Genomic DNA, 22695 nt, shown 5'->3' with positions numbered 1-22695 from the left:
AATTGCTAATTTTGAATGTTGCCCGCAGGGCAATTAACTTTTATATATGTGGTACAACAATATACTGGAAACCATAGGCCATACGCCTTTGGTAAAATTAAATAAAGTAGTGAAGGACATACCGGCGACGGTATTGGCAAAAATAGAAACTACCAACCCAGGTAATTCTATTAAGGACCGTATGGCCCTAAAAATGATCGAGGATGCCGAGAAAAGCGGCAAGCTTAAACCGGGCGGTACCATCATTGAGGGTACATCGGGCAATACGGGCATGGGTTTGGCTATTGCAGCCGTTATAAAGGGCTACAAATGTATCTTCACCAGTACCGATAAGCAATCGAAGGAAAAGTTTGACGCCCTGCGCGCCTTTGGCGCCGAGGTTATTGTGTGCCCAACCAATGTGGAGCCCGAAGACCCGAGGTCCTATTATTCTGTTTCCTCTCGTTTAGAGCGCGAGGTGCCAAACTCATGGAAACCCAACCAGTACGATAACCTGAGTAACTCGCAGGCGCATTATGAACAGACCGGCCCCGAAATTTGGGAACAGACAGAAGGCAAAGTAACTCATCTTATTGTAGGTGTGGGTACAGGAGGCACTATATCCGGCACGGCCCGTTATCTGAAAGAGAAGAACCCGGCGATACAGGTTTTGGGTATTGATACTTATGGCTCGGTGTTTAAAAAATATAAAGAAACAGGCGAGTTTGATAAGAACGAGATATACCCTTACATCACCGAGGGCATAGGCGAGGATTTTTTGCCGCAAAATGTTGATTTCAGTCTGATAGATCATTTTGAAAAAGTGACGGATAAGGATGCCGCCCTGATGACGCGCGAGATTGCGCGTAAAGAGGGTATTTTTGCAGGTAACTCAACCGGTTCGGCTGTTGCGGGCGCATTACAGATGAAGGATAGGTTTAAAGCCGGCGATGTGGTGGTAATTATATTCCCCGACCATGGTACCCGTTACCTGGGCAAAATGTATAACGACGACTGGCTGCGTGATCGTGGTTTTATCAAAGAAGAAAAGCTAACCGCGCGCCATATCATCAGCAAAAAAGAGAACCAGGAGATTGTTACCATCGACTGCGAGAAAACAGTTCTGGAGGCTATCAACACCATTAAATCGCTAAACATAAGCCAGATACCTGTTACCCAAAAAGGAATGGTGATAGGCAAAATAACCGAGAGCGACATCCTTGGCTCACTGATGGAAAACCCGGGCATAAAATCGCAGCCGGTTAGCAGTATATCAACAGCGCCATTCCCGTTTGTTGACCTGAACACATCTATTGATAAGATATCAGGCATGATCAACAAGGATAATATCGCCGTGCTGGTTGAGGATGATAATGGCAGGATAGAGATCATTACCCAGTATGATATTATTAATGCCATATCGGCCTAATTAGATCAGAGATAGAGGCCAAAAGATAAATGACGACTGTAGAGACGCGATACTTCGCGTCTCTTTTTACAATTTGAAGTCAGCCTGAGCGATAACGAAGTATCTATTGTTAAACTTTACAATCGTCAACATGCATATCGCGATCAGATGATTCGCTATCGCTCAGCATGACGAGTGGGCTGGTTATCTGCACATCTGAAACTCTACCACTTCTTAAATATCACAAACACCGCCAGTACAATCAGCCCAAAACCAACCAGGTGGTTCCAGCCAAGCTTTTCGGTTTTGAAGAATAAAATGGTAAAGATCATGAAAATAGTAAGCGTAATGGCTTCCTGTATGGTTTTTAGCTGTACGAGCGTAAATGGGCCGCCATCGGCTTTAAACCCCGCGCGGTTTGCAGGTACCTGGAATAAGTATTCAAAAAATGCCAGCCCCCAGCTAATGAGGATAACCGATATCAGCCCCAGGTTTTTCCCCCAGTCGTACTCCTTAAATTTAAGATGCCCGTACCAGGCAAACGTCATAAAAGTGTTTGATATGGTAAGGAACAATATGGTTTTTAGTCCGCGCATCATTCCAGCCTCTTATTAGCCAGTTCGGCCCGGTAAATGTCGTTTAATTTAGGCGATGGGTTGGTAAGCAAGTATATCCTTGTGCCATGTTCGCGCGCCATTGGCGCTGTTATTTCACCGGTTTGGCGGTAGCTTTCCACCAGCGGGCTTATCCTGCGCTCTATATTATCATGGTCATCCACATAAATAATATAACGGGCGTTCAGGTTATCGGCCGCCCAAAGCTGAAAGCTGCTGTTTAGGCATACTACCTCGGGCAGATTATATTTGTGCCTGTAATGGTGCAGGGCACCGGCCAGGCCGTAATTATCGGCATATAGCTGTGTGTTTTTCTGCTGCTCGGGTGTAAGCGCATGGTAGGTGTCACCAACCTTTTTGGCCATTTCTTCCCACCCAAGCATATCAGCGTAATCTTGCGTAAGGGGGTGTTGTTTTTGATCCTCCCAGGTAACAATAAACTTCAGGAAGGAATAACGGTTGGTTTGGTTTTTAATAAATGAGGCGGTTGTATTTAGCGGCAGCAGCGGCAACACCAGCGGTAGCAACAAAAGGTTTGGCAAAATAAACAACACCATGGCAGCAGTGCGCAAAACATTCGCCTTACGGTTCAGTATCCGCTCAAAGGCAAAGCCACCCGCTGCAAACAGCATGGGGTAAGCGCCAAAAAGGTAATAGTTTTTACCATTCATTTGCAGCAAAAACAAAAATATCAGTACATAGGCAATGGCCATAAACCTGAACCTGCGCAGCCTGAACGAAAATAGTAAGCTGATAAAGCCTGTAAGCCATACAAACAACGCCGTGCCGTTAACCAGCAGCTGTTGCTTGATAAAATCTGAAGGGTGCACGTAATCCAGTTGGGTGGCGCGCAGTTCTTTCATGTGATGGATTACCGGCAGGTGGTGGGCAAATTGCCAGATAATATTGGGCAGAAAAATGAGCGTAGCTATTAATGCCGAGTAAATAACATGCTTATTGAACAGCAATTTCCGTTCGCGGCTGATGAGGATACCGATGATAAGCGATACCGTAAAAAATACCATGGTATATTTGGTTAACATACCAATGCCAACAGCTACGCCCAGCCAGTATAGGTATTTAACCGAGGCGGTATTTAAATAACGTACAAATAACCAAACGGTTACCACCCACCAAAGCTGATCGAACACTACTGGCTGAAACAAATATCCGCTGGCAGCAAAGGCAGGCGAAAATATCAGCGCCAGGCAGGCCAGACTTATGGCAAACCTGCGCCCTCCCAATTCTGCGGTTATTTGGCCGGTAAGCCATATGATTAAGCCGCTGGCCATGGTGCTAAATATGCGGGCGGCAAAAACGGAATCGCCAAAAACAGTGAGGCTTATTTTTGCAAGCAGGGCAATAAAGGGCGGTACTTCTTTATATCCCCAGTCAAGGTGGTCGCCTAAAACCAGGTGTAGCAACTCGTCGCGGTGAAAACCAAAATTGCTGATAGCGAAAAGGTTGAGCACTATCTTTAACGCAACAAAGATCAATATAAAAGTAGAATATGATGATCTCCGGTTTTTATATGGCATTACGGCTTTATTGGTTGCGATAAAAATAGAGAAAAAGAAATAATATCGAATACTGAATTTAGAACTCCGAATAATGAAGTGACATTTTCCTTCATTATTCGAAATTCTGCATTGGGTGTTCGATACTAATTTACACGCGTTTTATATCCGCCCCAATGGCCCGTAAACGGTCGTCGATGTTTTGATAGCCGCGTTCTATCTGTTCGATATTGTAAATGGTAGATTGCCCCTGGGCCGACAATGCCGCGATGAGTAACGACACCCCTGCACGAATATCGGGCGATGTCATGGAGATACCCCGCAATTGTACCTGTTTATCTAACCCGATAACCGTGGCCCGGTGCGGGTCACAAAGGATAATGTTAGCGCCCATATCCAGCAGTTTATCCACAAAGAACAAGCGGCTTTCAAACATTTTCTGGTGTATCAGCACCGATCCTTTGGCTTGTGTGGCAACTACCAGCACTATGCTTAGCAAATCGGGTGTAAAGCCCGGCCATGGCGAATCCGCCACGGTAAGCAGCGAACCGTCTATAAAGGTATCTATCTCGTAATGATCTTGCGACGGGATGTAAATATCATCGCCGCGGCGCTCCAGTTTTATCCCCAGGCGTTTAAACACGTCGGGTATCATGCCCAGTTCGTCGTAGTGTACGTCTTTAATCGTGATCTCAGAACCCGTCATGGCGGCCAGGCCAATAAACGATCCGATCTCGATCATATCAGGCAGCATACGGTGGTCTGTACCTCCCAGTTCGCTTACACCCTCAATAGTAAGCAGGTTTGAGGCAATGCCGCTTATTTTTGCACCCATACGGTTTAGCATTTTACAAAGCTGCTGCAGGTAGGGTTCGCAGGCTGCGTTGTAAATGGTGGTAGTGCCTTTTGCAAGCACTGCTGCCATAACAATATTGGCGGTGCCTGTTACCGATGCCTCGTCGAGCAAAATGTAAGTACCCTTAAGGTTTGATGCATCTACATTGTAAAAACCGTTTTCGGGGTTATAATCAAATCTTGCGCCTAACTTTTCGAATCCCAAAAAGTGTGTATCGAGCCTGCGGCGGCCAATTTTATCGCCGCCCGGTTTTGGGATAGATGCCTTGCCAAAACGGGCCAAAAGCGGGCCTAATATCATGATAGAGCCGCGTAAGCCGCCGCCTTTGGTTTTAAATGCTTCCGAAGTAAAAAAGTCCTGGTCTATTTCTTTGGCCTCGAAGGTGCAGGTATCGCGCGATATGCGGTTTACCTCAACCCCCATATCCCCTAATAACTCTATCAGCTTATTAACATCCTGTATATCGGGGATGTTGCTGATGGTCATTTTTTGGCTGGTTAATAATACCGCCGATATAATTTGTAATGCTTCGTTTTTCGCGCCCTGGGGGATAATTTCGCCTTTAAGCTTTTTACCGCCCTGTATCTCGAATGCGTTTTTCATAGTTAGTTATAGTTTGCAGTCCATAGACGATAGTCCATAGTTCATAGTATGACAAAGATTAAAAAAGTATAATTCTTTTCCCAATCAACTATGGTCTGTGGACTATCGTCTATCAACTAATATTTCTTTGCCCCGCCAGTGTTACGGTTACGGTTGTTTTGGTTATTGTTACGCGGGTTGTTGTTAGTGCGGCCACCGCCACCACGGGTGTTTTGGTTGTTACGCCCCCGGTTATTATTGTTTTGGTTGTTGTACTGGTTACCGCGGAACTCTACCCGGTTAAGGTTAACGTTCTCTTCCAGTTTAAGTGCACCTCCCGATAGCGCGTACAGGTCCGATAGGATAGTTTCGTCGGCAACCGAATCTTTGTTCCATTGCACGTAGGCCATTTTCATAAAGTTAGCTATAGCCTGTACCATGTGGCGCTTGCGCTCGGGCTCTTCAATAGCTTTAGCTTTTTCTATCATCATTTCGATGGTTTTGCCATAGTGCTTGTACCTGATACGCTGATGCGGATATTTAAGCGGCTCGGGCTTTAAGTGGATAGCCTCGGGACTGGGTTTGGGGTACGGCGAATCAACATCCAACTGGAAGTCGGATATGATGTGCAGATGGTCCCAAAGTTTATGCTTAAAGTCGGCTACATCGCGCAGGTGTGGGTTTAAAAAGCCCATCAGGTCTATAACCACCTGTGCGTATTTGTTGCGTTCTTCTTTGGTGGGTAACGCCACAATATATTTTACCATATTTTGCACGTTACGGCCGTATTCGCTTAGTAAAAGCTTACTCCTGGTCGAGTTATAATCAAACGGACCAGGCAAATTTGTTAATGCCATGTATGTTTTTAATTAAAAAAGTCGTGAAATGTTTTCGGCGCATGGACGGTTTCTTAGAAAAGAACGCAGAAACCGGAGAACCGAAATGGAAGCGTACGAAGTACTAACGCAAATATAAGGTAAATGTGTTAATGTGCAAATTTTGTTAACATCCGCCAGTTTAGCGATAAAAGTCATAGATTTAACTGTTTAGCCAAATGAACTTACCTGCTATAAAATGATGCAATTCGACCCGGACAATAATATCAATAAACTTTGCGCTAACGGGATGATGTTAGAAGGCGAAGGGAAAAATGATGATGCCGCAAGGCTGTTTCGTCAGGCTTGGGACGAATCTACTACTGATCTGGAAAGATTTACCGCCGCGCATTACATCGCCAGGCAGCAAAGTTCTATCGCTGATAAATTGAAATGGGACCTCACCGCTTTAAACCTCGCACTTAAAATAAGTGCACCGGAGATAACATCGGTGTACCCATCGCTTTATTTGAATGTTGCAAAATGTTTTGAGGATTTGAAAGACTTTGATAAAGCAAACGAAAATTATCAGCTGGCACTTAAGTTCGCTCCATTTTTACCTAACGATGGTTACGGTGATATGATCAGGGCAGGTATCAATAACGGGCTAAAACGGGTAAATTAACACCGGCTACAAATTTTATATGAACGTACAAGTCATTATCACCTCTATAGATATTTACCGTTTCAGCATCCCGATGGTGCCCTTTACCATCGCGACGGGCACTATGGACCACGCGCAAAATGTGTTTATCCGTATTCACACTGATAAGGGCTTTTACGGTGTGGGCGAATGCTCTGCTTTCCCGATGATCGTTGGGGAAACACAGGATACCTGCCTGGTGATAGCTAAATATTTTGCCGGGCTTTGGAAAGGGCAAAATGCGCTGGATATCCCCGCGCGGATGCAGCAATTGCACGCCGCCGCCGCAGGTAACACCACCATAAAAAGCGCATTTGATATAGCTTTGCATGATATTGCCGCGAAAAATGCCGGAATGCCGCTTTATAAATTTCTTGGCGGCGAAAGACGGGTAGTTGAAAGCGATATCACCATTGGCATTGATACCCCCGAAGCGATGGCTCAAAAGGCTATCGACTTTAAAGCATCGGGCGCGAATATTTTAAAAGTAAAATTGGGTAAGGGTGCCGAAACAGATGTAGAGAGGATAAAACATATCCGGCAAGCTGTTGGCCCCGAAATGAAGATAAGGGTGGACGCTAACCAGGGCTGGAATTTTATTGAAGCTGTTTTTGCCTTGCAGGCGATTGGCGAATACGATATTGAATTTTGCGAACAACCCATGCGTACCTGGCATAACGACCGCCTGCCCGAACTGATGGGGCTATCCCCGGTAAAAATAATGGCGGATGAAAGCGTTTATAACCACCACGATGCCCGCATGCAGATAGAAAGCGGCAGCTGCGATTATATCAACATCAAAATGGCAAAATCAGGCGGGATACTGGAAGCAAAAAAAATCCACGATACCGCCGCCGAACGCGGAATTGCCTGTATGATGGGCGGTATGCTGGAAAGCCGCATCGCCCTCAGCGCTAAACTTCACTTTGTGTACGCCAGCCCGAATATTCGGTTTTATGATATGGATACATGTATGCTGGGCCATTTGGTTGACCCGTGCGTTGGCGGTGTAACTTATGATGGCTATAGGCTAAATATAAGCGATGCCATAGGCATAGGCGCGGATGCAAGTGAAGCGTTTTTGAAAGGGTGTGAAAAGTTTACGGTGTAATCAAAAACGTCATTGCGAGCGATAGCGTGGCAATCTTCGACATGCTTGTCGCTGATTTCCTATCGAAGATTGCTTCGTACCTCGTAATGACGCCGCGGGAATAAGGATATTATTTACTCAATTCCGCGAAATATTTATGGAATAACGGGATGGTCTCTATCCCCTTGTAATAATTAAAAATGTCATATTTCTCGTTCGGTGAGTGTAGGGCATCACTATCAAGACCGAATCCCATTAATACGGTTTTGATACCCAACTCAGCCTCGAACAATGCTACAATAGGTATGCTACCGCCGCCACGTGTGGGGATAGGCTGCTTGCCAAATGCCTCGGCAATGGCCTTTTGCGCCGCTTTGTAGGCGATGCTATCGGTAGGGGTAACCACCGGTTCACCGCCGTGGTGTGGCGTTACCTTTACCTTTACGGTCTTAGGCGCTATGCTCAGAAAATGATCGGTAAAAAGCTGGGTAATCTTCTCTGATGTTTGGTTAGGCACCAAACGCATCGAAATTTTGGCACTGGCTTTTGATGGCAGCACGGTTTTAGCGCCCTCGCCAATGTAACCACCCCAAATGCCGTTCACCTCAAGGGTAGGGCGGGTGCCGGTACGCTCAAAGGTGGTGTAACCTTTTTCGCCCCAAACTTCGGCTATGTCGAGGTCTTTTTTGTATTCATCTTCATTGTAAGGCGCGGCGTTTAGTTCATCCTTTTCGGTTTGCGTAAGTTCTATAACATCGTCATAAAAGCCCGGTATGGTAATATGGTTGTTATCATCGTGCAATGAGGCAATCATCTTAGCCAGTATAGTTGCCGGGTTAGCAACAGCGCCGCCGTACACACCCGAATGCAAGTCGCGGTTAGGGCCCGTTACTTCAACTTCCAGGTATGATAGGCCGCGTAAACCGGTTTCAAGCGAGGGGTTTTCCATGCTGATCATCGAGGTATCGGATATCAGCACCACATCGGCCTTAAGGCGTTCCTTATTTGCTTTTACAAAGATACCCAGGTTGTTAGAGCCAACTTCTTCCTCGCCCTCTATCATAAACTTGATGTTGCAGGGCAGGGTGTTGGTTTGCATCATCAGCTCAAAAGCCTTTACATGCATGTAAAACTGGCCTTTATCATCGCAGGCGCCGCGGGCATAGATCTTGCCATCGCGAACGGTGGGCTCAAATGGCGGCGTGTGCCAAAGTTCCAGCGGGTCGGGTGGCTGCACATCGTAATGGCCGTAAACCAGCACAGTTGGCAGCGAAGTATCTATTAACTTTTCCCCATAAACAATAGGGTAACCTGCTGTTTTACAAATTTCTACGTTATCAGCACCGGCATCGGTAAGCTTTTTGGCCACATAGTCGGCGGCGTTTAAAACATCGGGTGCATATTTAGGGTCGGCGCTAACAGACGGGAAGCGCAGCAGTTCAAATAGTTCGTCGAGCAGGCGCTGTTTGTTATCTTCTATATATTGCTTTATCACTTGCATATCAGGTGTAATTTGAAGCAAAGATAGCAGTTTATTTTAGGCGAATAATTAAAAGAAAATTTCGTGTCCCGACAGCGCAAGCCACCTAAAAGATCAGAAAATCCTTGAATTTTTTAAAGAAAATTGCGGTAAAATTCTGGTGAAAAACAGCGGTTCCGGAGCCGTTGGTCCGGACCTGTCGAAACACCTCTGCGAGCAAGTTTCGACAGGCATATCTTGACAAAATAAAAATTACTCCGCCACCTTCTCAACAACTACTGCAGTACCGTAAGCCAGTACTTCGGTGATGCCCTGCATTACCTCGTTGGCATCGTAACGCATACTCAGGATGGCGTTTGCGCCTAAGGCCTGGGCATGTTGTATCAGCAGGTGATAGGCTTCTTCGCGGGCGTTCTCGCAAAGCTCTACATAAACAGAAAGCCTGCCGCCAAAAAGCGATTGTATACCGCCGGCAAAGTTGCCTACTACGCTGCGGCTGCGCACGGTTATACCGCGTACCACGCCCAAATGCTTAACAACCTTGTAACCATCTAAGGCGGTGCTGGTGGTAATCAGAGAAGTATCCATAGTAATTGTTTTTAGTGTTTATTTATGGTTTAGATATTATTTGCGCAGAAATGTTACCAAAGCAGGGTTCACTATATCTGCCTGTTCTATGTACGGCAGGTGCCCCGCATCGTCAACAGGTAAAAATTCGGTTTTTAAAACGCTCCGCACCGAGTCGCTGTAGGTAAAGGGCACGGTTTTATCTTCTTTACCCCAGATAAGCATTACCGGTTTATGGAGGTTATTAAGGGCGGCATTGCTTTGCCGCCCATTATATTGAGCGCCGTAATTATAAACGGTTGAAATGATAGCGTGCCTGAACCCCTTATATTCCATTTGCGGGCGGTAACGTTCAACCCAGGTAGGGTGCCGGTCGGGATATTTAAAATCGTCCATTTGCCCCAGCGCCCTTTCTTCGGGGTGTATGGCTTCGTAATATTCGGCTACAAATTGGGGCACTTTAATTTTATTCGCAGGGTAGCCCGGATCGATAAGCACAACTTTGTTCACCGCATCGGGGTAAGCCACGGTAAAGTCGGTAGCCAGCATGCCGCCAAACGATACACCCACCAGACTAACCGGTTTTTTCAGGTGAAGCTGATCGATAAGTTCGTTAAGCTGTTCAAAATAAAGTTGTTTGTTATACACCACATCCGGCCTGTCAGAGTAGCCGCGGCCATACTGGTCGTACCGTAAAACACGGAAACCATGCTCTGTTAAATACTCAAAGGTACCGTTCCAGATGTAGTACGGCACGGTAACACCATGCAGCATAACCACAACCTTACCGGTATCAGGGCCGTCAAGTTCGTAATGGGTAACTCCATGGGTTAAATCGATATAGCTGCCGTTAGTGCTTTTGCGCAGTTCGTAGGTCAGTTCTTTTTTCTCTGCATTATAGTGATCGTAAATAATATACAGGGCGGCACCACCAAATATTATCAACAAAATAATGATCAGGAACAGGTTTTTTAAAAATTTCATCAAGCGATCGGGATTGCGGAATAAGAAAATAAAAATAGCAGAAATATTTAAGTTTGTGCCATTACTTGATACACCTATTATGCGTATAACCATCATCGGTTCGGGCAACGTTGCCACCCATTTAGGCGCCGCGCTTAAAAATGCAGGGCACCGCATAGTGCAGGTTTACAGCCGCGATATGCAGCATGCGGCTTTGCTGGCCTATCATATTGGTGCCGAAGCTATTGACAAGCCGGAAAGCCTGAGCCCTGACACCGACATGTTTATACTGGCTATTAAAGACGATGCCATACCCGGATTTATCCCGCATTTGTCCACCTTTAACAAGCTTATTGTACACACGTCGGGCGCGGTAGATATGCAGGCGTTGCTGGATAATACCACAAATGCAGGTGTGTTTTATCCGTTGCAAACCTTCAGCAAAAATAAGGAAGTTGATTTCAGGCAAGTGCCCCTTTGTATTGAGGGAGCCGATGAAAACATCACCAAAACCCTTGAAGAACTTGCGCGCGGCATCAGCAACAATGTTTACCGGGTAAATTCGGCGCAACGCAAGGTACTGCACCTGGCGGCCGTGTTTGCCTGCAATTTTACCAATCACTTATACAACATAGGCGGGCAGCTTTTGGCCGGCAGCGGTATGAGCTTTGACATGCTGCGCCCGCTGATACTGGAAACTGCCGACAAGGTTAAAGAGCATTTGCCTGCCGGTGTGCAAACCGGCCCGGCCGTACGTAACGACAATTTAACAATGCAGGGGCATTTGCAAATGCTTAATATGCAGCCAAATTTACAACAGATATATACACTGATAAGTCAGGATATTATCAAAAACCATAACACCGGCAACGGGGATAAGTAATTTTGTTACTTTTGCCAAAATGAATATTTTTAAAGTAAAGATTAACTTTGAGGAAAAGGACCACGAAAGCGTGGAACTGCCAATTGCCGAAGGGGAATCTGTTTTAGATGTTTGCCTGGAAAATGGCATCGAGCTGCAGCATAACTGCGGCGGGGTTTGCGGATGCAGCACCTGCCATATTTATGTGAACAAAGGGATGGATAACATCCAGGAGATATCTGACAAGGAAGAGGACTTTATTGACAGGGCCGTTAACCCGCGCATCACATCGCGCCTGGGATGCCAGTGCGTGGTTATAGATGGCGATATTGAAGTAACCCTGCCTGACCAGTCGGGCTTTATGGGCCACTAAGCCTGTAAAGATTTAAGATATTAGAATCAAGAATCAAGAAAAGCAATAACAGTTATATACTTGATTGTAACAAATAGAAAATGAACGACGATAAATTCGCCCTACCCATACACTGGAATGATTACGAAGATATAGCCATGAGCCTTTACGAAAAGTTTGGCGATGATTTTGGCGAATCGAAAATATACCGCATCCGCTTTACCGAACTGCTGGAGTGGGTGCTAAGCCTGCCTAACTTTGCCGGTACGCGCGAAGAATCAAACGAGGGGCACCTGGAGCAGATACAAAGCGCCTGGGTGTACGAGTGGAGGGATAACCAATAGTTTGATGCGCAGATGTGCGGATTTCAGATGTGCAGATGCTTTTCAATCGGTGTAATCAATAGTTTCAGTAACGGTTTACAGCTTTCAGTTCAAACACCAATGAACTAATAAACAAGTGAACCAATGAACCAACAAAATGGAATCCTTTTTAACCAAGCTTAAAGATATTACCACGTTTATTTTTGATGTGGATGGCGTGCTAACGGATGGGTCGGTATTTGTTACCGAAACCGGTGTACAGAGCCGGGCGTTCAATATCAAAGATGGTTACGCTTTGCAGTTGGCCGTTAAATGCGGGTATAATGTTGCGGCAATATCGGGCAGCCGGTCAAAAAGCGCGCTGTTCCGTTTAAACAGTTTGGGCATAAAAGATGTTTACCTGGGCGCGCATACCAAATCTGAAAGGTTTAAAATATTCATCGAAGAAAAAAGCATCAACCCGGCCAATATCCTGTACATGGCCGACGATATACCCGACCTTGCTGTGATGAAGCTGGTTGGCCTGCCGGTATGCCCTGCCGATGCCGCCGAAGAAATTAAAGCGATATGCAGCTATGTATCGCCTATACCCGGGGGCCGTGGCTGCGCCCGCGAGGTGATAGAAAAAGTGATGAAGGTGCAAGGCACCTGGATGAACGAACAGGCATATAGCTGGTAGACGGTTAAGCCAAAAGTTTAAAGTAAAAAGTCAAAAGTTTCCTTAGATGAATACCTTTCCACAGATAATTCTTGCATCTAAATCGCCCAGGAGGCAGGAGCTTTTAAAGCTGATGGATATTGATTTCCGTGTGGTTTTAAAAGAGGTGGACGAGTCGTACCCTGACGGGTTAACCCCAGCCGAAATTGCCCTGTATATTGCGGCTAAAAAGGCCGAGGCCTTTGACGAAGACGTTAGCGATGAAATAGTGCTTACCGCCGATACTATTGTAGCTATAGATGGCCTGATATTGGGCAAACCTGAATCAACAGAGCACGCTGTCGAGATGCTGCAGCGCTTATCCGGCAAAATGCACGAGGTTTATACCGGCGTTTGCCTGTTGCACAACGGGCAATACAACAAATTTTACGATAGGAGCGAAGTGTTTTTCCGTAAGCTTACCGAGAATGAGGTCCGCAGTTATGTAGAGGAATACCAGCCCATGGATAAAGCCGGTTCATACGGCATCCAGCAGCGTATAGGCATTATCGGCATAGAGCGCATCAACGGCTCTTATACCAACGTGGTAGGCCTGCCTACCGAGAAGGTTTACCAGCAATTGAAACGCATAAAATAACCGATATGTCATTGCGAGGAGCGATAGCGACGTGGCAACCTCGTGGGTATGTTTAAACGCCCTGCATTATCGCCTGTCCTAAAGAGATTGCTTCGTACCTCGCAATGACGTGGTTGATCCGGCGCGACACCTGGCCTTTAATAAAGCGTCATTGCGAGCGATAGCGCGGCAATCTTCGACATGCTTGTAGCGGACCTTTCTATCGAAGATTGCTTCGTACCTCGCAATCACGTGGTGTAAATGAAGACGCGAAGTATCGCGTCTCTACAATTTCCTAACATTATTCTTCCTGTTTACATCCGGTAAGGCATTATCAGGGTCGATAGTAACACTTTCTACATCCTGCGTGGTAGGTAAAATAAAGGTGGTAACCTTATTTTGCAGCCAGGTTTCCACCGGGAAATAGGTGCGTTGTTTGCTGCCATCTTTCAATTTGGCTTCCACGGTAAACGGCATAGCCATCATTTCTTTATTGGCGATGGTTAGCCTTACACCTTTGCTATGATCTTTATCAACATATTTGGCATCTATGAGCGCTATATCCAGCTTGTAATTATTATAGAACCAGCCCCGCCAGAACCAGCCCAGGTCTTCGCCCGCGCCGTTTTCCATGGCCCGGAAAAAATCGTCGGGCTGCGGGTGTTTGTAAGCCCATTTGCTGATGTAGTTACGGAAGGCATAATCAAACCTGTCCTTACCCAATATCTGCTCGCGCAACAGTATCAAACCAAAGGCAGGTTTAAAATACGTTAACGGATGACGGTATTTTTCGGGTATTGCATCAGGCTGTGTCATGATGGTTGGCGAGTTCGGATCGATGATATGCGCGATGATCTCGTCGGCAGGGTTGCCGCAGCCCGGCGCATATTCACCGTCGCGTTTTGGCGCGTATTCACCTTTATTAAACGCATCTGATGCGTAAACATCTATAAAAGTGTTAAAGCCCTCGTCCATCCAGGCAAAACGGCGCTCGTCGCTGCCTACTATCATCGGGAACCAGTTATGGCCTATCTCGTGCGCGGTAACAAAAAACAGTTCACCGGCTTTATCGTTCATGCCATCGAACAAAATGCCGGGGTATTCCATGCCAGCGGCTATGCCCGCTTCGTTTATGGCGGTAGGATATGGGTAAGGGTACCATTTCTCCGAGAAATGCTCAATAGCGCCTTTCAGGTACTCGGTGGAGCGATCCCAGGCATCCTTACCCTGGCTTTCTACAGGATAAACCGACATGCTCAGCGATTTTTTACCGCCGGGCAGGTTCACCCTCGCGGCATCCCAAATAAACGCCCTGGAAGCGCCCAAGGCTACATCGCGGGTATTCATCATTTTATAATGCCACGTAAGCGTGCCTTTATTAACCGGGCGAGATGATCTGTCGTTTATCTCGGCCGCGCTGCGTATCATAATGGTTTTATCGCTGTTGCGGGCAGCTGCCAAACGGCTAATTTGTTTTGCGGTCAATACTTCTTTAGGGTTCAGCAGGTCGCCGGGGCCTGCAACCAACACATCCCACGGAACAGTTACAGCGTAATCGATATCGCCGTACTCACAGTAAAATTCGCCGCTGCCCAAAAAAGGCGCTGTAGCCCAGCCGCGGCTATCGTCGTACACGCACATCCGCGGGAAAAACTGCGCTATTTCGAAGATCTTGCCATTTTTGGTGTCAACATAATCGGTACGGCCGCCAAAGCTGCCGGGGATAGCGTAATGGTATTTAATGCTGAGTTTGATAACACCCTTGCCAAGCGCTTTGGCAAGGCGTACCTGCATGCGGGTATCGGTTATTTTGTAAGTCGCTTTGGTGCGTACGTTGCCGGTTATTACCTCAACCGACTCAATCTCGTAGCCGCTGGTATGTTCTGTTGCCTGCGCGCCGGTTACAAAATTTGAGCGGGCGTCTTTTTTATAGGTATTCTGATCAAGCTGCAGCCACAGGTATTGCAGCGCATCGGGGCTGTTGTTGGTGTAGGTGATATCGGCTGTGCCGCTTAACGTTTTGGCGGCGGTATCCAGCTTAACGACCAGCTTATAATCCACGCGGTTTTGCCAGTACTTTGGCCCCGGTTCGCCATTGGCCGAGTGAAACTCGTTACCCTTTTCGGTATAAGGCAGGGGCGAAAACAACACCGAAGGCTGGTAATTGGTAGTTATGGTATCGTTATGGTTTTTTTGTGCATGCACCAAAGCAGCCGAAAGCAACAACAGGGAAGTACCGATAAGTTTTTTCATGAAATGAGGATAAGCAGGGGCAATATACAAATGATGAGGCAAAATTGCGGGTTTACATTAAGCAAGTTACAATTCCATAAAAAATGATTTTATTTTATGGAATTGCAGGGCGGGTTGCATCCTGTAATAAAAAACACCTTATGCAACCTATAAAAAGTATCACTATCCCCGAGCCTTGTCACCAAAACTGGAACGAAATGACACCGGTTGAACAGGGACGGCACTGCGCGCATTGCAGTAAAACCGTAACCGATTTTACCGCCATGACCAACAGCCAAATCGTTAGCTATTTAGCCGAACGCGATAATGTTTGCGGCAGGTTTGATAATTATCAGTTATCTGGTTTAAACAATATGGTTGCGGTACAGCACAGGCCGAAATTTTCATGGAAAAGGTTGGCAATAGCTGCGGCAATAACAAGCTTTTTTGCCACAACCAAAGCAGAGGCACAACGCACGGTAGGTAAGGTGGTCGTAACGCAATCGGTTAACAGCCCTAAAGCGACACTTATTGGCGATACTATAACATATACCACCATAAAGGGTAAAATACTTGCCGATGATGATAACAAGCCAGTGCCAGGGGCTATAATAAAGGTAAAGGGAACAATAATCGGCACGCAAGCAAACGAAAACGGAGAATTTAGCCTGAATGTGCCCTCAAATGCGCAGACTTTATCAATCTCTTTTATAGGCTTTCAAAGTGTGGAGACCGGCATTAACGATTTTAAAAAAGGATCGGGCTGCGTTTCATTAAAAATGACGCCAATGCTGATGGGAGAGGTGGTTATCATTAAGAAAGTGCCGTTTTACAAAAGGTGGTGGTATAAAATCAAGCGGCTATTTTAACCGAGCATCTGCGCCAGCACACCCTCTTTTAACGAATAGGTAGATAAAGTAACATCAGTTAACCCCAGCTTTTGCATCATGTAAATGGTAAGCAAACTGGCTACTACGATCATATCAACCCTTACCGGGATGATACCTTTCATGCTTGCGCGCAGGGAGTGGCTTGATTTGATCAAAAGCTCAATCAGATCTAAAAGATCGTCGGTATCAAATTCATATACCTTAGTTTGGTTCAGGTTAAATTGCCTGCCTTTTTTCAGTTCGATAACCTCAGCGAAGCTTTCAAACGCGCCCGATGAGCCGATAAGCATTTTGGGTTTATACTTTAACGCTGCCGCGAACAGCTCCATCAGTTTGCCATCCAGGTAGCGGGTAAGTTCTTTGATAGAAGCAAGGGGTATCGGGTCGGTTTGGTGGAACTTATCCATCAGCCGGGCGGCGCCTATCTCAAAGCTTCGCTTCCATAGCACTTCATTGGTATTGGCGATGATGAACTCTACGCTGCCGCCGCCAATATCCATAATAAGTGCGTTATCATCATTTAAGCAGCCGCTGGCATCAATGCCTTTGTAAATATAAGCGGCTTCCTGTTCGCCACTGATGAGCTCGATCTGTATGCCGGTTTTTTCGGCAACCTGATCTATAAAATCCTGCCCGTTGGCAGCGCTTCGGACGGCCGAAGTGCCTACGGCTTTAACCGCTGTAACGTTATGATCTAATATCTTGTCCTGAAAATGCTGCATGGCTGCAAGGCCGCGGGCAAAAGCTTCGGGCCGGATGGTACCGTTATTAATGCCGCCCTCGCCAAGTTTTACCGCTTCGGTGGTTTTAAAAACCGTGGTAAAGTTATCCGCAGGGCCTTCGGCTATCAGCAGGTGAAAGGTGTTTGTGCCCAGGTCCATTACGGCAACGCGCTTGTTATCCATCGGCGGCTAAATTAAAAAATCCCTGCTTAAGTTTTGGCTCGGGCGGGGATTTAAATTATGATAGGTTAAAGGACAATTATTCTTTATAAAAGAACCATTTTACCAGTTCTTTATAGCTTGCTTTTTTGCCATACATCAACACACCAACCCTATATATACGCGCCGCTATGTAAGTAGTGAATAAAAAGCCTGCTACCATCAAAAACATCGACAGGCCTAACTGCCACGCGGGCACGCCGCCAAACGGTATCCGTATCATCATGGCTACCGGCGCGGTAAATGGTATCATGGATAACCAAACAGCCAGCGGACTATCAGGCGCGCGGAATAAAACAGTTACTGCTAAAAGATAAGTAAACAACAACGGCAATGTTATTGGGAACATAAACTGTTGTGTTTCGGTCTCGCTGTCAACCGCCGAACCTACCGCTGCAAACAGGGCGCTGTACAGTAAATATCCTGATATAAAATAAAACAAAAAGCAACCCAATATATAACCGAACGGTATGTTCTGTAAGGTTTGCAAAGCGCCCATAATACCGCCTGCGGGGCCATTCCCTGCAGCCTTTGTTACAATTACCGATAGCACTATCCATGCGGTAAACTGGGTTAGGCCAACCAGGCCCACACCGATAATTTTGCCAAGCATCAGCTGAAACGGCTTTACCGACGAAATAATAACCTCGATAATGCGGCTGGTTTTTTCTTCGATAACGCCGCGCATAACCTGCGCGCCATATATAAACAACGACATATAGATAAGGATGGCGCACGCTATGCCTACACCCATGCTGGTACCTACATCGGCATCCTTGGTACCTGTTTCGGTAACCTCCATCGCGCTTACACTTACCTTATTCTTTTGGGCCTTATTTATTAAGGCCGTATCAATATGGTTAGCCAGCATGGTGTTGGTGGATGCTATTTTATTCATTTGATTTTCTACCTCGCCGGTAAGCGCGAACGAAGGTTTCTTTTTAGAAAGAAACTGTACGGGCTTATGCGCGTAATCCTTTGATATCAGCAATATAGAAAGGTCTTCATTGTCCTTTAACCCGGCCTTAGCTTTTTCCAAAGGCTCATTTGTGGGTACGAACAGGATATTTTTGGCGTTCTTTAATTTACCTTCAAACTGGTGGCTTTCATCTATTACTTTAATAGTTTGAGGTTTGCTAACCTGGTCGCTGTCCTTTGCCACATAAGCAATAAGCTTGGTCATGCCTGCCAGCAGCAGGGGTACCGCAAGCATCATTACTATAAAGGCCTTTTTACGCACACGGGTAATATACTCGCGTTGTATAATGAGTAATACTTTATTCATTTTTATTTAATAAGGTTCACTTTTTCGATGAATATCTCGTTCATGCTCGGGATAACTTCCTGCAGCATGTTTATGCGCGTTTTTGGTATCAGGTATTGCAGCACATCGTTGGCCGAGTTGGCATTCAGCTTTATTTTGATAATATGGCTGTTGTCTTCGCCTTCGGTTTCGTTTAATACCTCAAATGGCTGCGCGCCATCAAAAGCAATTTTGCTGCCGGTGTACTCTACCAGGTAAGTTTCGTTTTTGTATGAATTGCGTATAGCTTTAACCCTGCCATCCAATATTTTGTGCGATTTATGGATAAGCGCTATAGAATCGCAAAGCTCCTCAACCGACTCCATGCGGTGGGTAGAGAACAGGATGGTAGCGCCGTTGCGGTTCAGTTCCAGTATCTCGTCTTTTATCAGTTCGGCGTTCACCGGGTCGAAACCGCTAAAGGGTTCGTCCAGTATGATCAGGTCGGGCTCGTGCAGTACTGTTGCTACAAACTGGGCCTTTTGCTGCATACCCTTTGAAAGCTCTTCTATCTTTTTCTTCCACCAGCTTTCCATGTCCAGTTTTTTAAACCAGAATTTTAGCTTTTCAGTAGCCTCGGCACGGGTAAGGCCTTTAAGGCGGGCCAGGTATATCATCTGCTCGCCTATCTCCATTTTTTTGTACAGGCCGCGTTCTTCGGGCAAATAGCCGATACGCCCGATATGGGATTGATCGAGCTTTTGGCCGTTAAAAAACACCTCGCCCGAATCGGGGGCGGTTATTTGATTGATGATACGGATGAGTGAGGTTTTACCGGCGCCGTTTGGCCCAAGCAGGCCGAAAATTTTACCGCTTTCAACCTCAAGGCTCACATCGTCTAACGCGCGGTGGCCGGCGTATTGTTTAACAATGTTACGAATGCTTAGCATTATCAGGGTTTTTGTTTACGCTAATTTAGATAATAGCGGGCAGGCATTGTTACAAACAATGTTTTTTTATATCGCTTAGCGCTGTAAATGTTAAAACCAATTCCCGGAATTTTTTAATGACGGTTATTGAATATACATATTTGCAGTACTGGCATCCAACTTCCGGCTAAATAATAATCCCAATTTTAGCCAGGCTATCGTGTTTGCGTTTAAGATATAAAGTTCTATAAAACAAAAGCCCGGCATCATAACGATACCGGGCTTTGTTATACGCTTTCGGACTTTCGGTCTTACCCGACTTCCGGACTATCTACTCAAAATACTCCTTCATGCGTTCAAAAAAGCTTTTTTCGTTTTTGCCGGGGTTTGGTTTAAAATTTGGCGAGCTCTGTAATTTTTCCAGGGCTTCGCGTTCTTCGCGGCTTAACGCCTTCGGTGTCCAGATGTTTACGTGCACCAGTTGGTCGCCGCGGTGATACGAGTTTACCTCGGGTACGCCCTTGCCTTTCAGGCGCAGTATTTTGCCGCCCTGGGTTCCGGGGTCTATCTTTATTTTCGCCTTGCCGTCAATAGTTGGTACTTCAATGCTGGTACCTAAGGCTGCATCTACAAAGTTGATATGCAGATCGTAGATGACGTTGTTGCCATCGCGTTTTAAGGTTTCGTGCGGTATCTCTTCTATCAGGATGATCAGGTCGCCCGGTACACCGCCACGCGGGGCAGCGTTACCCTTGCCGCTCATGCTCAATTGCATTCCTTCGCTCACACCGGCAGGTACGTTTATGGTAATGGTTTCTTCGCCGCGCACAACGCCGTCGCCATGGCAAACATTACATTTAGCGGTAATGGTCGATCCTTCGCCGTTACAGGTAGGGCAGGTGCTGGTGGTTTGCATCTGGCCCAAAATAGTGTTGGTTACCCTACGAACCGAGCCCGCGCCGCCGCAGGTTTTACAGGTGGAGAAAGACGCTTTATCTTTAGCGCCCGTACCATCGCAGGTTTTACAAAGTATCTGCTTGTTTACCTTTATCTTCTTTTCGGCGCCGTTGGCAATTTCTTCCAGCGATAACCTTACCTTGATGCGCAGGTTACTGCCGCGTGCTACCCTGCGGCCACCGCCCTGCCGGCCGCCACCACCGCCAAAGAAACCTTCGAACGGGCTGCCGCCGCCAAATATATCGCCAAACTGGCTGAATATGTCGTCCATATTCATGCTGCCGCCACCATAGCCACCATTTGCCGAACCTGCGTTCGCCGCATGGCCAAACTGGTTGTAGCGCTGGCGTTTTTCGGGATTGCTTAACACCTCGTAGGCTTCGGCAGCTTCCTTAAATTTTTCTTCCGCCTGTTTATCACCCTGATTTTTATCCGGGTGATATTTGATAGCCATTTTACGATATGCTTTTTTTATCTCATCAGCATCTGCGCCTTTACTTACACCAAGCACATCGTAATAATCTCTCTTAGCCATAATTCTTTATTTCGAATTTCGAATTTGTGATTCGGATTTTTTTTATTATTTGATTAAGATCGGGGAACGTCCCAAATCCAAAATCACTTTATGCTCCAACTACAACTTTAGCAAAACGAACAACACGTTCGTTAAGCTCATAACCTTTTTCCATTTCGTCTACCACTTTACCCTTCATATCATCAGTAGGGGCAGGTATGCTGGTAATAGCTTCATGCAAATCCGGGTCAAACGTGGCACCTACCGATTGCATTTCTTTTAAGCCTTTCTGGCTTAATATATTTTTTAGCTTGTGTTGTATCAATGCAACACCCTCTTTAACAGATACCACATCGGTGGCATTATCCATCGATCGTAAAGCACGTTCAAAATCATCTAATACCGGCAGCAGGGCTACTATCACATCTTTGCCTTCTGTTTTGCGGGCTTCCTCGCGCTCCTTTATGGTACGGCGGCGGAAGTTATCAAACTCGGCATAAAGCCTTAAATATTTATCATTGGCTTGTGTAAGTTCTTCTTTAAATTTCTCTTCGGCCGATGGTGTGTTTGCCGATGTGCCGGTATCATTGGTCTCTTCGTTGCCGTCAACCTGTCCGTTCCCGTTCGCAGTCGCTGCGGTATTTTCCTGGGTTTCTGAATTTCCTTTATTTTTTTTCTTTAGCATGTCATTAAAATTCATAGCAAATAGTGCTAATCAAGTATCCTGCCATCGGCCTAAACCCGACAACGTGTCAGTAGTAATTAAAATATCCGGTTAAGTTTGCAGATGTTGATTTAGTTTGCAATTTAAAGTTGGCAGATTATTTAGTTTGCAGTCATCAGTTGGCAGTTTGCACATTATTAACTGCAAACTGCCAACCGCCTACTGTAAACTGCCGGCCGCCTGCTGCAAACTGATCAAGCCATCTTTACATCCTCTAATACCTTACCGGTTTCGCATTTGATAATGCGCGATGGAAAGGTGCGGATGATGTGATAATCGTGCGTGGCAACAACTACAGCGGTACCGCCCTGGCTTATCTGTTTTAGCAACAGCACTATTTCTTCGGATGTATCCGGGTCAAGGTTCCCGGTCGGCTCATCGGCTAATATAATTTCGGGGTTGTTTAGTAATGCACGGGCAATAACCACGCGTTGCTGCTCGCCGCCGGATAGCTCATGCGGCATCTTTTTAAGTTTCGATCGCAGGCCAACTTTCTCAAGAACGTCAAGTATCCGGTCGGCTATTTGTTGTTTATCCGTCCAGCCGGTAGCACGCATCACAAACTGCAGGTTCTGTTCAACCGAGCGGTCGGTTAACAATTGAAAATCCTGAAAAACTATTCCAAGCTTGCGGCGCAGGTAAGGCACATCCTTAGTTGCAAGCTTGCTCAGCTCGTACCCGCAGGCGTGGCCGGTGCCGCTGGCAATGTTCAGGTCGCCGTAAATAACTTTTAGCAAGCTGCTTTTGCCCGAACCTGTTTGGCCAATAAGCCACACAAAATCGCCTTTATCAATATGCAGGTTTACATTTGACAGGACCAGGTGCTTTTGCTGAAAAATATCAACATTATTTAGTTTTATAATAGAGTTTCCAATCATCT

The 22695-nt window shown here is 46.2% G+C and carries 23 protein-coding genes; 9 read left to right on the top strand and 14 right to left on the bottom strand.

Translation table 11 applies throughout. The features are described 5' to 3' along the window. Positions 1–46 precede the first annotated feature (46 nt). Positions 47–1408 (top strand): pyridoxal-phosphate dependent enzyme, encoded by a 1362-nt coding sequence (locus GWR56_RS19685; RefSeq protein ID WP_162432903.1) that lies wholly within the window; start codon positions 47–49, stop codon positions 1406–1408. 203 nt (positions 1409–1611) lie between these two features. Here GWR56_RS19685 and GWR56_RS19680 read toward each other — a convergent pair whose 3' ends face one another. The 4 genes from GWR56_RS19680 to GWR56_RS19665 all read right to left on the bottom strand — a co-directional run bounded on the left by GWR56_RS19680 (position 1612) and on the right by GWR56_RS19665 (position 5813). Continuing rightward, on the bottom strand, positions 1612–1986 hold the full coding sequence (locus GWR56_RS19680; protein WP_238395275.1) for a DMT family protein: 375 nt from the start codon (positions 1984–1986) through the stop codon (positions 1612–1614). Next, complete coding sequence (locus tag GWR56_RS19675) at positions 1983–3539, bottom strand: glycosyltransferase family 39 protein (protein WP_162432902.1); 1557 nt, start codon at positions 3537–3539, stop codon at positions 1983–1985. Before GWR56_RS19675 ends, GWR56_RS19680 begins: the two co-directional genes overlap by 4 nt. Positions 3540–3669: 130 nt before the next feature. Continuing rightward, positions 3670–4977 carry a UDP-N-acetylglucosamine 1-carboxyvinyltransferase gene (gene murA, locus GWR56_RS19670; protein WP_162432901.1) on the bottom strand — a complete coding sequence of 436 codons (1308 nt, stop codon included), beginning with the start codon at positions 4975–4977 and terminating at the stop codon, positions 3670–3672. Positions 4978–5093: 116 nt separating this feature from the next. After that, on the bottom strand, positions 5094–5813 hold the full coding sequence (locus GWR56_RS19665) for a DUF4290 domain-containing protein (protein ID WP_162432900.1): 720 nt from the start codon (positions 5811–5813) through the stop codon (positions 5094–5096). A 217-nt stretch (positions 5814–6030) separates the two neighbouring features. Here GWR56_RS19665 and GWR56_RS19660 point away from each other — a divergent pair, with 217 nt between their 5' ends. Continuing rightward, a complete protein-coding gene (locus GWR56_RS19660) occupies positions 6031–6456 on the top strand; it encodes a hypothetical protein (protein ID WP_202925350.1) in 426 nt (141 codons plus the stop codon). A gap of 19 nt (positions 6457–6475) precedes the next feature. Beyond that, a complete protein-coding gene (locus GWR56_RS19655; protein ID WP_162432899.1) occupies positions 6476–7585 on the top strand; it encodes a mandelate racemase/muconate lactonizing enzyme family protein in 1110 nt (369 codons plus the stop codon). A 109-nt stretch (positions 7586–7694) separates the two neighbouring features. Here GWR56_RS19655 and GWR56_RS19650 read toward each other — a convergent pair whose 3' ends face one another. The 3 genes from GWR56_RS19650 to GWR56_RS19640 form a co-directional block, all read right to left on the bottom strand. Further along, entirely contained in the window at positions 7695–9065 is a 1371-nt protein-coding gene (locus GWR56_RS19650) for a dipeptidase (RefSeq protein WP_162432898.1), read from the bottom strand. A gap of 231 nt (positions 9066–9296) precedes the next feature. Continuing rightward, positions 9297–9632 (bottom strand): YbjQ family protein, encoded by a 336-nt coding sequence (locus GWR56_RS19645; RefSeq protein WP_162432897.1) that lies wholly within the window; start codon positions 9630–9632, stop codon positions 9297–9299. Between the two features lie 36 nt (positions 9633–9668). Further along, complete coding sequence (locus GWR56_RS19640) at positions 9669–10595, bottom strand: alpha/beta fold hydrolase (RefSeq protein WP_162432896.1); 927 nt, start codon at positions 10593–10595, stop codon at positions 9669–9671. On the opposite strand from GWR56_RS19640, the gene GWR56_RS19635 reads away from it, so the two are divergent. The 5 genes from GWR56_RS19635 to GWR56_RS19615 all read left to right on the top strand — a co-directional run bounded on the left by GWR56_RS19635 (position 10564) and on the right by GWR56_RS19615 (position 13406). After that, positions 10564–11457, top strand: a complete 894-nt coding sequence (locus tag GWR56_RS19635; protein ID WP_238395274.1) for a Rossmann-like and DUF2520 domain-containing protein — start codon at positions 10564–10566, stop codon at positions 11455–11457. The two genes, GWR56_RS19640 and GWR56_RS19635, sit on opposite strands and share 32 nt — an antisense overlap. A gap of 19 nt (positions 11458–11476) precedes the next feature. Then, positions 11477–11809 carry a 2Fe-2S iron-sulfur cluster-binding protein gene (locus GWR56_RS19630; RefSeq protein WP_162432895.1) on the top strand — a complete coding sequence of 111 codons (333 nt, stop codon included), beginning with the start codon at positions 11477–11479 and terminating at the stop codon, positions 11807–11809. Positions 11810–11889: 80 nt separating this feature from the next. Next, the gene (gene iscX / locus GWR56_RS19625; RefSeq protein WP_162432894.1) at positions 11890–12132 is read left to right on the top strand and encodes a Fe-S cluster assembly protein IscX; all 243 of its coding nucleotides are present in this window, start codon (positions 11890–11892) and stop codon (positions 12130–12132) included. A gap of 136 nt (positions 12133–12268) precedes the next feature. After that, the gene (locus GWR56_RS19620; protein ID WP_162432893.1) at positions 12269–12790 is read left to right on the top strand and encodes an HAD family hydrolase; all 522 of its coding nucleotides are present in this window, start codon (positions 12269–12271) and stop codon (positions 12788–12790) included. A gap of 46 nt (positions 12791–12836) precedes the next feature. Next, the gene (locus GWR56_RS19615) at positions 12837–13406 is read left to right on the top strand and encodes a nucleoside triphosphate pyrophosphatase (protein ID WP_162432892.1); all 570 of its coding nucleotides are present in this window, start codon (positions 12837–12839) and stop codon (positions 13404–13406) included. 264 nt (positions 13407–13670) lie between these two features. Here GWR56_RS19615 and GWR56_RS19610 read toward each other — a convergent pair whose 3' ends face one another. After that, the gene (locus tag GWR56_RS19610; protein WP_162432891.1) at positions 13671–15638 is read right to left on the bottom strand and encodes a M1 family metallopeptidase; all 1968 of its coding nucleotides are present in this window, start codon (positions 15636–15638) and stop codon (positions 13671–13673) included. Between the two features lie 140 nt (positions 15639–15778). On the opposite strand from GWR56_RS19610, the gene GWR56_RS19605 reads away from it, so the two are divergent. Further along, a complete protein-coding gene (locus tag GWR56_RS19605; RefSeq protein ID WP_162432890.1) occupies positions 15779–16486 on the top strand; it encodes a carboxypeptidase-like regulatory domain-containing protein in 708 nt (235 codons plus the stop codon). Here GWR56_RS19605 and GWR56_RS19600 read toward each other — a convergent pair. The 6 genes from GWR56_RS19600 to GWR56_RS19575 all read right to left on the bottom strand — a co-directional run bounded on the left by GWR56_RS19600 (position 16483) and on the right by GWR56_RS19575 (position 22693). Beyond that, positions 16483–17412 (bottom strand): exopolyphosphatase, encoded by a 930-nt coding sequence (locus tag GWR56_RS19600; protein ID WP_162432889.1) that lies wholly within the window; start codon positions 17410–17412, stop codon positions 16483–16485. The genes GWR56_RS19605 and GWR56_RS19600 overlap by 4 nt on opposite strands. 76 nt (positions 17413–17488) lie before the next feature. Further along, positions 17489–18733, bottom strand: coding sequence for an ABC transporter permease (locus GWR56_RS19595; RefSeq protein ID WP_162432888.1), 1245 nt, complete (start codon positions 18731–18733; stop codon positions 17489–17491). 2 nt (positions 18734–18735) lie between these two features. Continuing rightward, the gene (locus GWR56_RS19590) at positions 18736–19641 is read right to left on the bottom strand and encodes an ABC transporter ATP-binding protein (protein WP_162432887.1); all 906 of its coding nucleotides are present in this window, start codon (positions 19639–19641) and stop codon (positions 18736–18738) included. Between the two features lie 310 nt (positions 19642–19951). Then, positions 19952–21112, bottom strand: a complete 1161-nt coding sequence (gene dnaJ / locus GWR56_RS19585) for a molecular chaperone DnaJ (RefSeq protein ID WP_162432886.1) — start codon at positions 21110–21112, stop codon at positions 19952–19954. Between the two features lie 88 nt (positions 21113–21200). Continuing rightward, complete coding sequence (grpE, locus tag GWR56_RS19580) at positions 21201–21776, bottom strand: nucleotide exchange factor GrpE (protein WP_162432885.1); 576 nt, start codon at positions 21774–21776, stop codon at positions 21201–21203. Between the two features lie 233 nt (positions 21777–22009). Then, positions 22010–22693: a cell division ATP-binding protein FtsE gene (locus GWR56_RS19575; RefSeq protein ID WP_162432884.1), complete on the bottom strand. Its 684-nt coding sequence runs from the start codon at positions 22691–22693 to the stop codon at positions 22010–22012. Between the last annotated feature and the right edge of the window lie 2 nt (positions 22694–22695).

This window comes from Mucilaginibacter sp. 14171R-50, assembly GCF_010093045.1.
Classification (GTDB): Bacteria; Bacteroidota; Bacteroidia; order Sphingobacteriales; family Sphingobacteriaceae; genus Mucilaginibacter.
The sequence above is the reverse complement of the archived record's forward strand: the minus strand, read 5'-3'. Positions and strand labels throughout refer to the sequence as shown.

What these genes read in the sequence shown, in the direction of transcription:
- GWR56_RS19660 (WP_202925350.1), top strand. Translation starts at nt 6,031, where the DNA reads ATGATGCAATTCGACCCGGACAATAATATCAATAAACTTTGCGCTAAC.
- GWR56_RS19620 (WP_162432893.1), top strand. Translation starts at nt 12,269, where the DNA reads ATGGAATCCTTTTTAACCAAGCTTAAAGATATTACCACGTTTATTTTT.
- GWR56_RS19615 (WP_162432892.1), top strand. Translation starts at nt 12,837, where the DNA reads ATGAATACCTTTCCACAGATAATTCTTGCATCTAAATCGCCCAGGAGG.
- GWR56_RS19635 (WP_238395274.1), top strand. Translation starts at nt 10,564, where the DNA reads ATGATCAGGAACAGGTTTTTTAAAAATTTCATCAAGCGATCGGGATTG.
- GWR56_RS19610 (WP_162432891.1), bottom strand. Translation starts at nt 15,638, where the DNA reads ATGAAAAAACTTATCGGTACTTCCCTGTTGTTGCTTTCGGCTGCTTTG.
- GWR56_RS19595 (WP_162432888.1), bottom strand. Translation starts at nt 18,733, where the DNA reads ATGAATAAAGTATTACTCATTATACAACGCGAGTATATTACCCGTGTG.
- GWR56_RS19590 (WP_162432887.1), bottom strand. Translation starts at nt 19,641, where the DNA reads ATGCTAAGCATTCGTAACATTGTTAAACAATACGCCGGCCACCGCGCG.
- GWR56_RS19630 (WP_162432895.1), top strand. Translation starts at nt 11,477, where the DNA reads ATGAATATTTTTAAAGTAAAGATTAACTTTGAGGAAAAGGACCACGAA.
- grpE (WP_162432885.1), bottom strand. Translation starts at nt 21,776, where the DNA reads ATGCTAAAGAAAAAAAATAAAGGAAATTCAGAAACCCAGGAAAATACC.
- GWR56_RS19655 (WP_162432899.1), top strand. Translation starts at nt 6,476, where the DNA reads ATGAACGTACAAGTCATTATCACCTCTATAGATATTTACCGTTTCAGC.
- dnaJ (WP_162432886.1), bottom strand. Translation starts at nt 21,112, where the DNA reads ATGGCTAAGAGAGATTATTACGATGTGCTTGGTGTAAGTAAAGGCGCA.
- GWR56_RS19685 (WP_162432903.1), top strand. Translation starts at nt 47, where the DNA reads ATGTGGTACAACAATATACTGGAAACCATAGGCCATACGCCTTTGGTA.
- GWR56_RS19605 (WP_162432890.1), top strand. Translation starts at nt 15,779, where the DNA reads ATGCAACCTATAAAAAGTATCACTATCCCCGAGCCTTGTCACCAAAAC.
- iscX (WP_162432894.1), top strand. Translation starts at nt 11,890, where the DNA reads ATGAACGACGATAAATTCGCCCTACCCATACACTGGAATGATTACGAA.
- GWR56_RS19665 (WP_162432900.1), bottom strand. Translation starts at nt 5,813, where the DNA reads ATGGCATTAACAAATTTGCCTGGTCCGTTTGATTATAACTCGACCAGG.
- GWR56_RS19650 (WP_162432898.1), bottom strand. Translation starts at nt 9,065, where the DNA reads ATGCAAGTGATAAAGCAATATATAGAAGATAACAAACAGCGCCTGCTC.
- GWR56_RS19680 (WP_238395275.1), bottom strand. Translation starts at nt 1,986, where the DNA reads ATGATGCGCGGACTAAAAACCATATTGTTCCTTACCATATCAAACACT.
- GWR56_RS19575 (WP_162432884.1), bottom strand. Translation starts at nt 22,693, where the DNA reads ATGATTGGAAACTCTATTATAAAACTAAATAATGTTGATATTTTTCAG.
- GWR56_RS19675 (WP_162432902.1), bottom strand. Translation starts at nt 3,539, where the DNA reads ATGCCATATAAAAACCGGAGATCATCATATTCTACTTTTATATTGATC.
- GWR56_RS19600 (WP_162432889.1), bottom strand. Translation starts at nt 17,412, where the DNA reads ATGGATAACAAGCGCGTTGCCGTAATGGACCTGGGCACAAACACCTTT.
- GWR56_RS19640 (WP_162432896.1), bottom strand. Translation starts at nt 10,595, where the DNA reads ATGAAATTTTTAAAAAACCTGTTCCTGATCATTATTTTGTTGATAATA.
- GWR56_RS19645 (WP_162432897.1), bottom strand. Translation starts at nt 9,632, where the DNA reads ATGGATACTTCTCTGATTACCACCAGCACCGCCTTAGATGGTTACAAG.
- murA (WP_162432901.1), bottom strand. Translation starts at nt 4,977, where the DNA reads ATGAAAAACGCATTCGAGATACAGGGCGGTAAAAAGCTTAAAGGCGAA.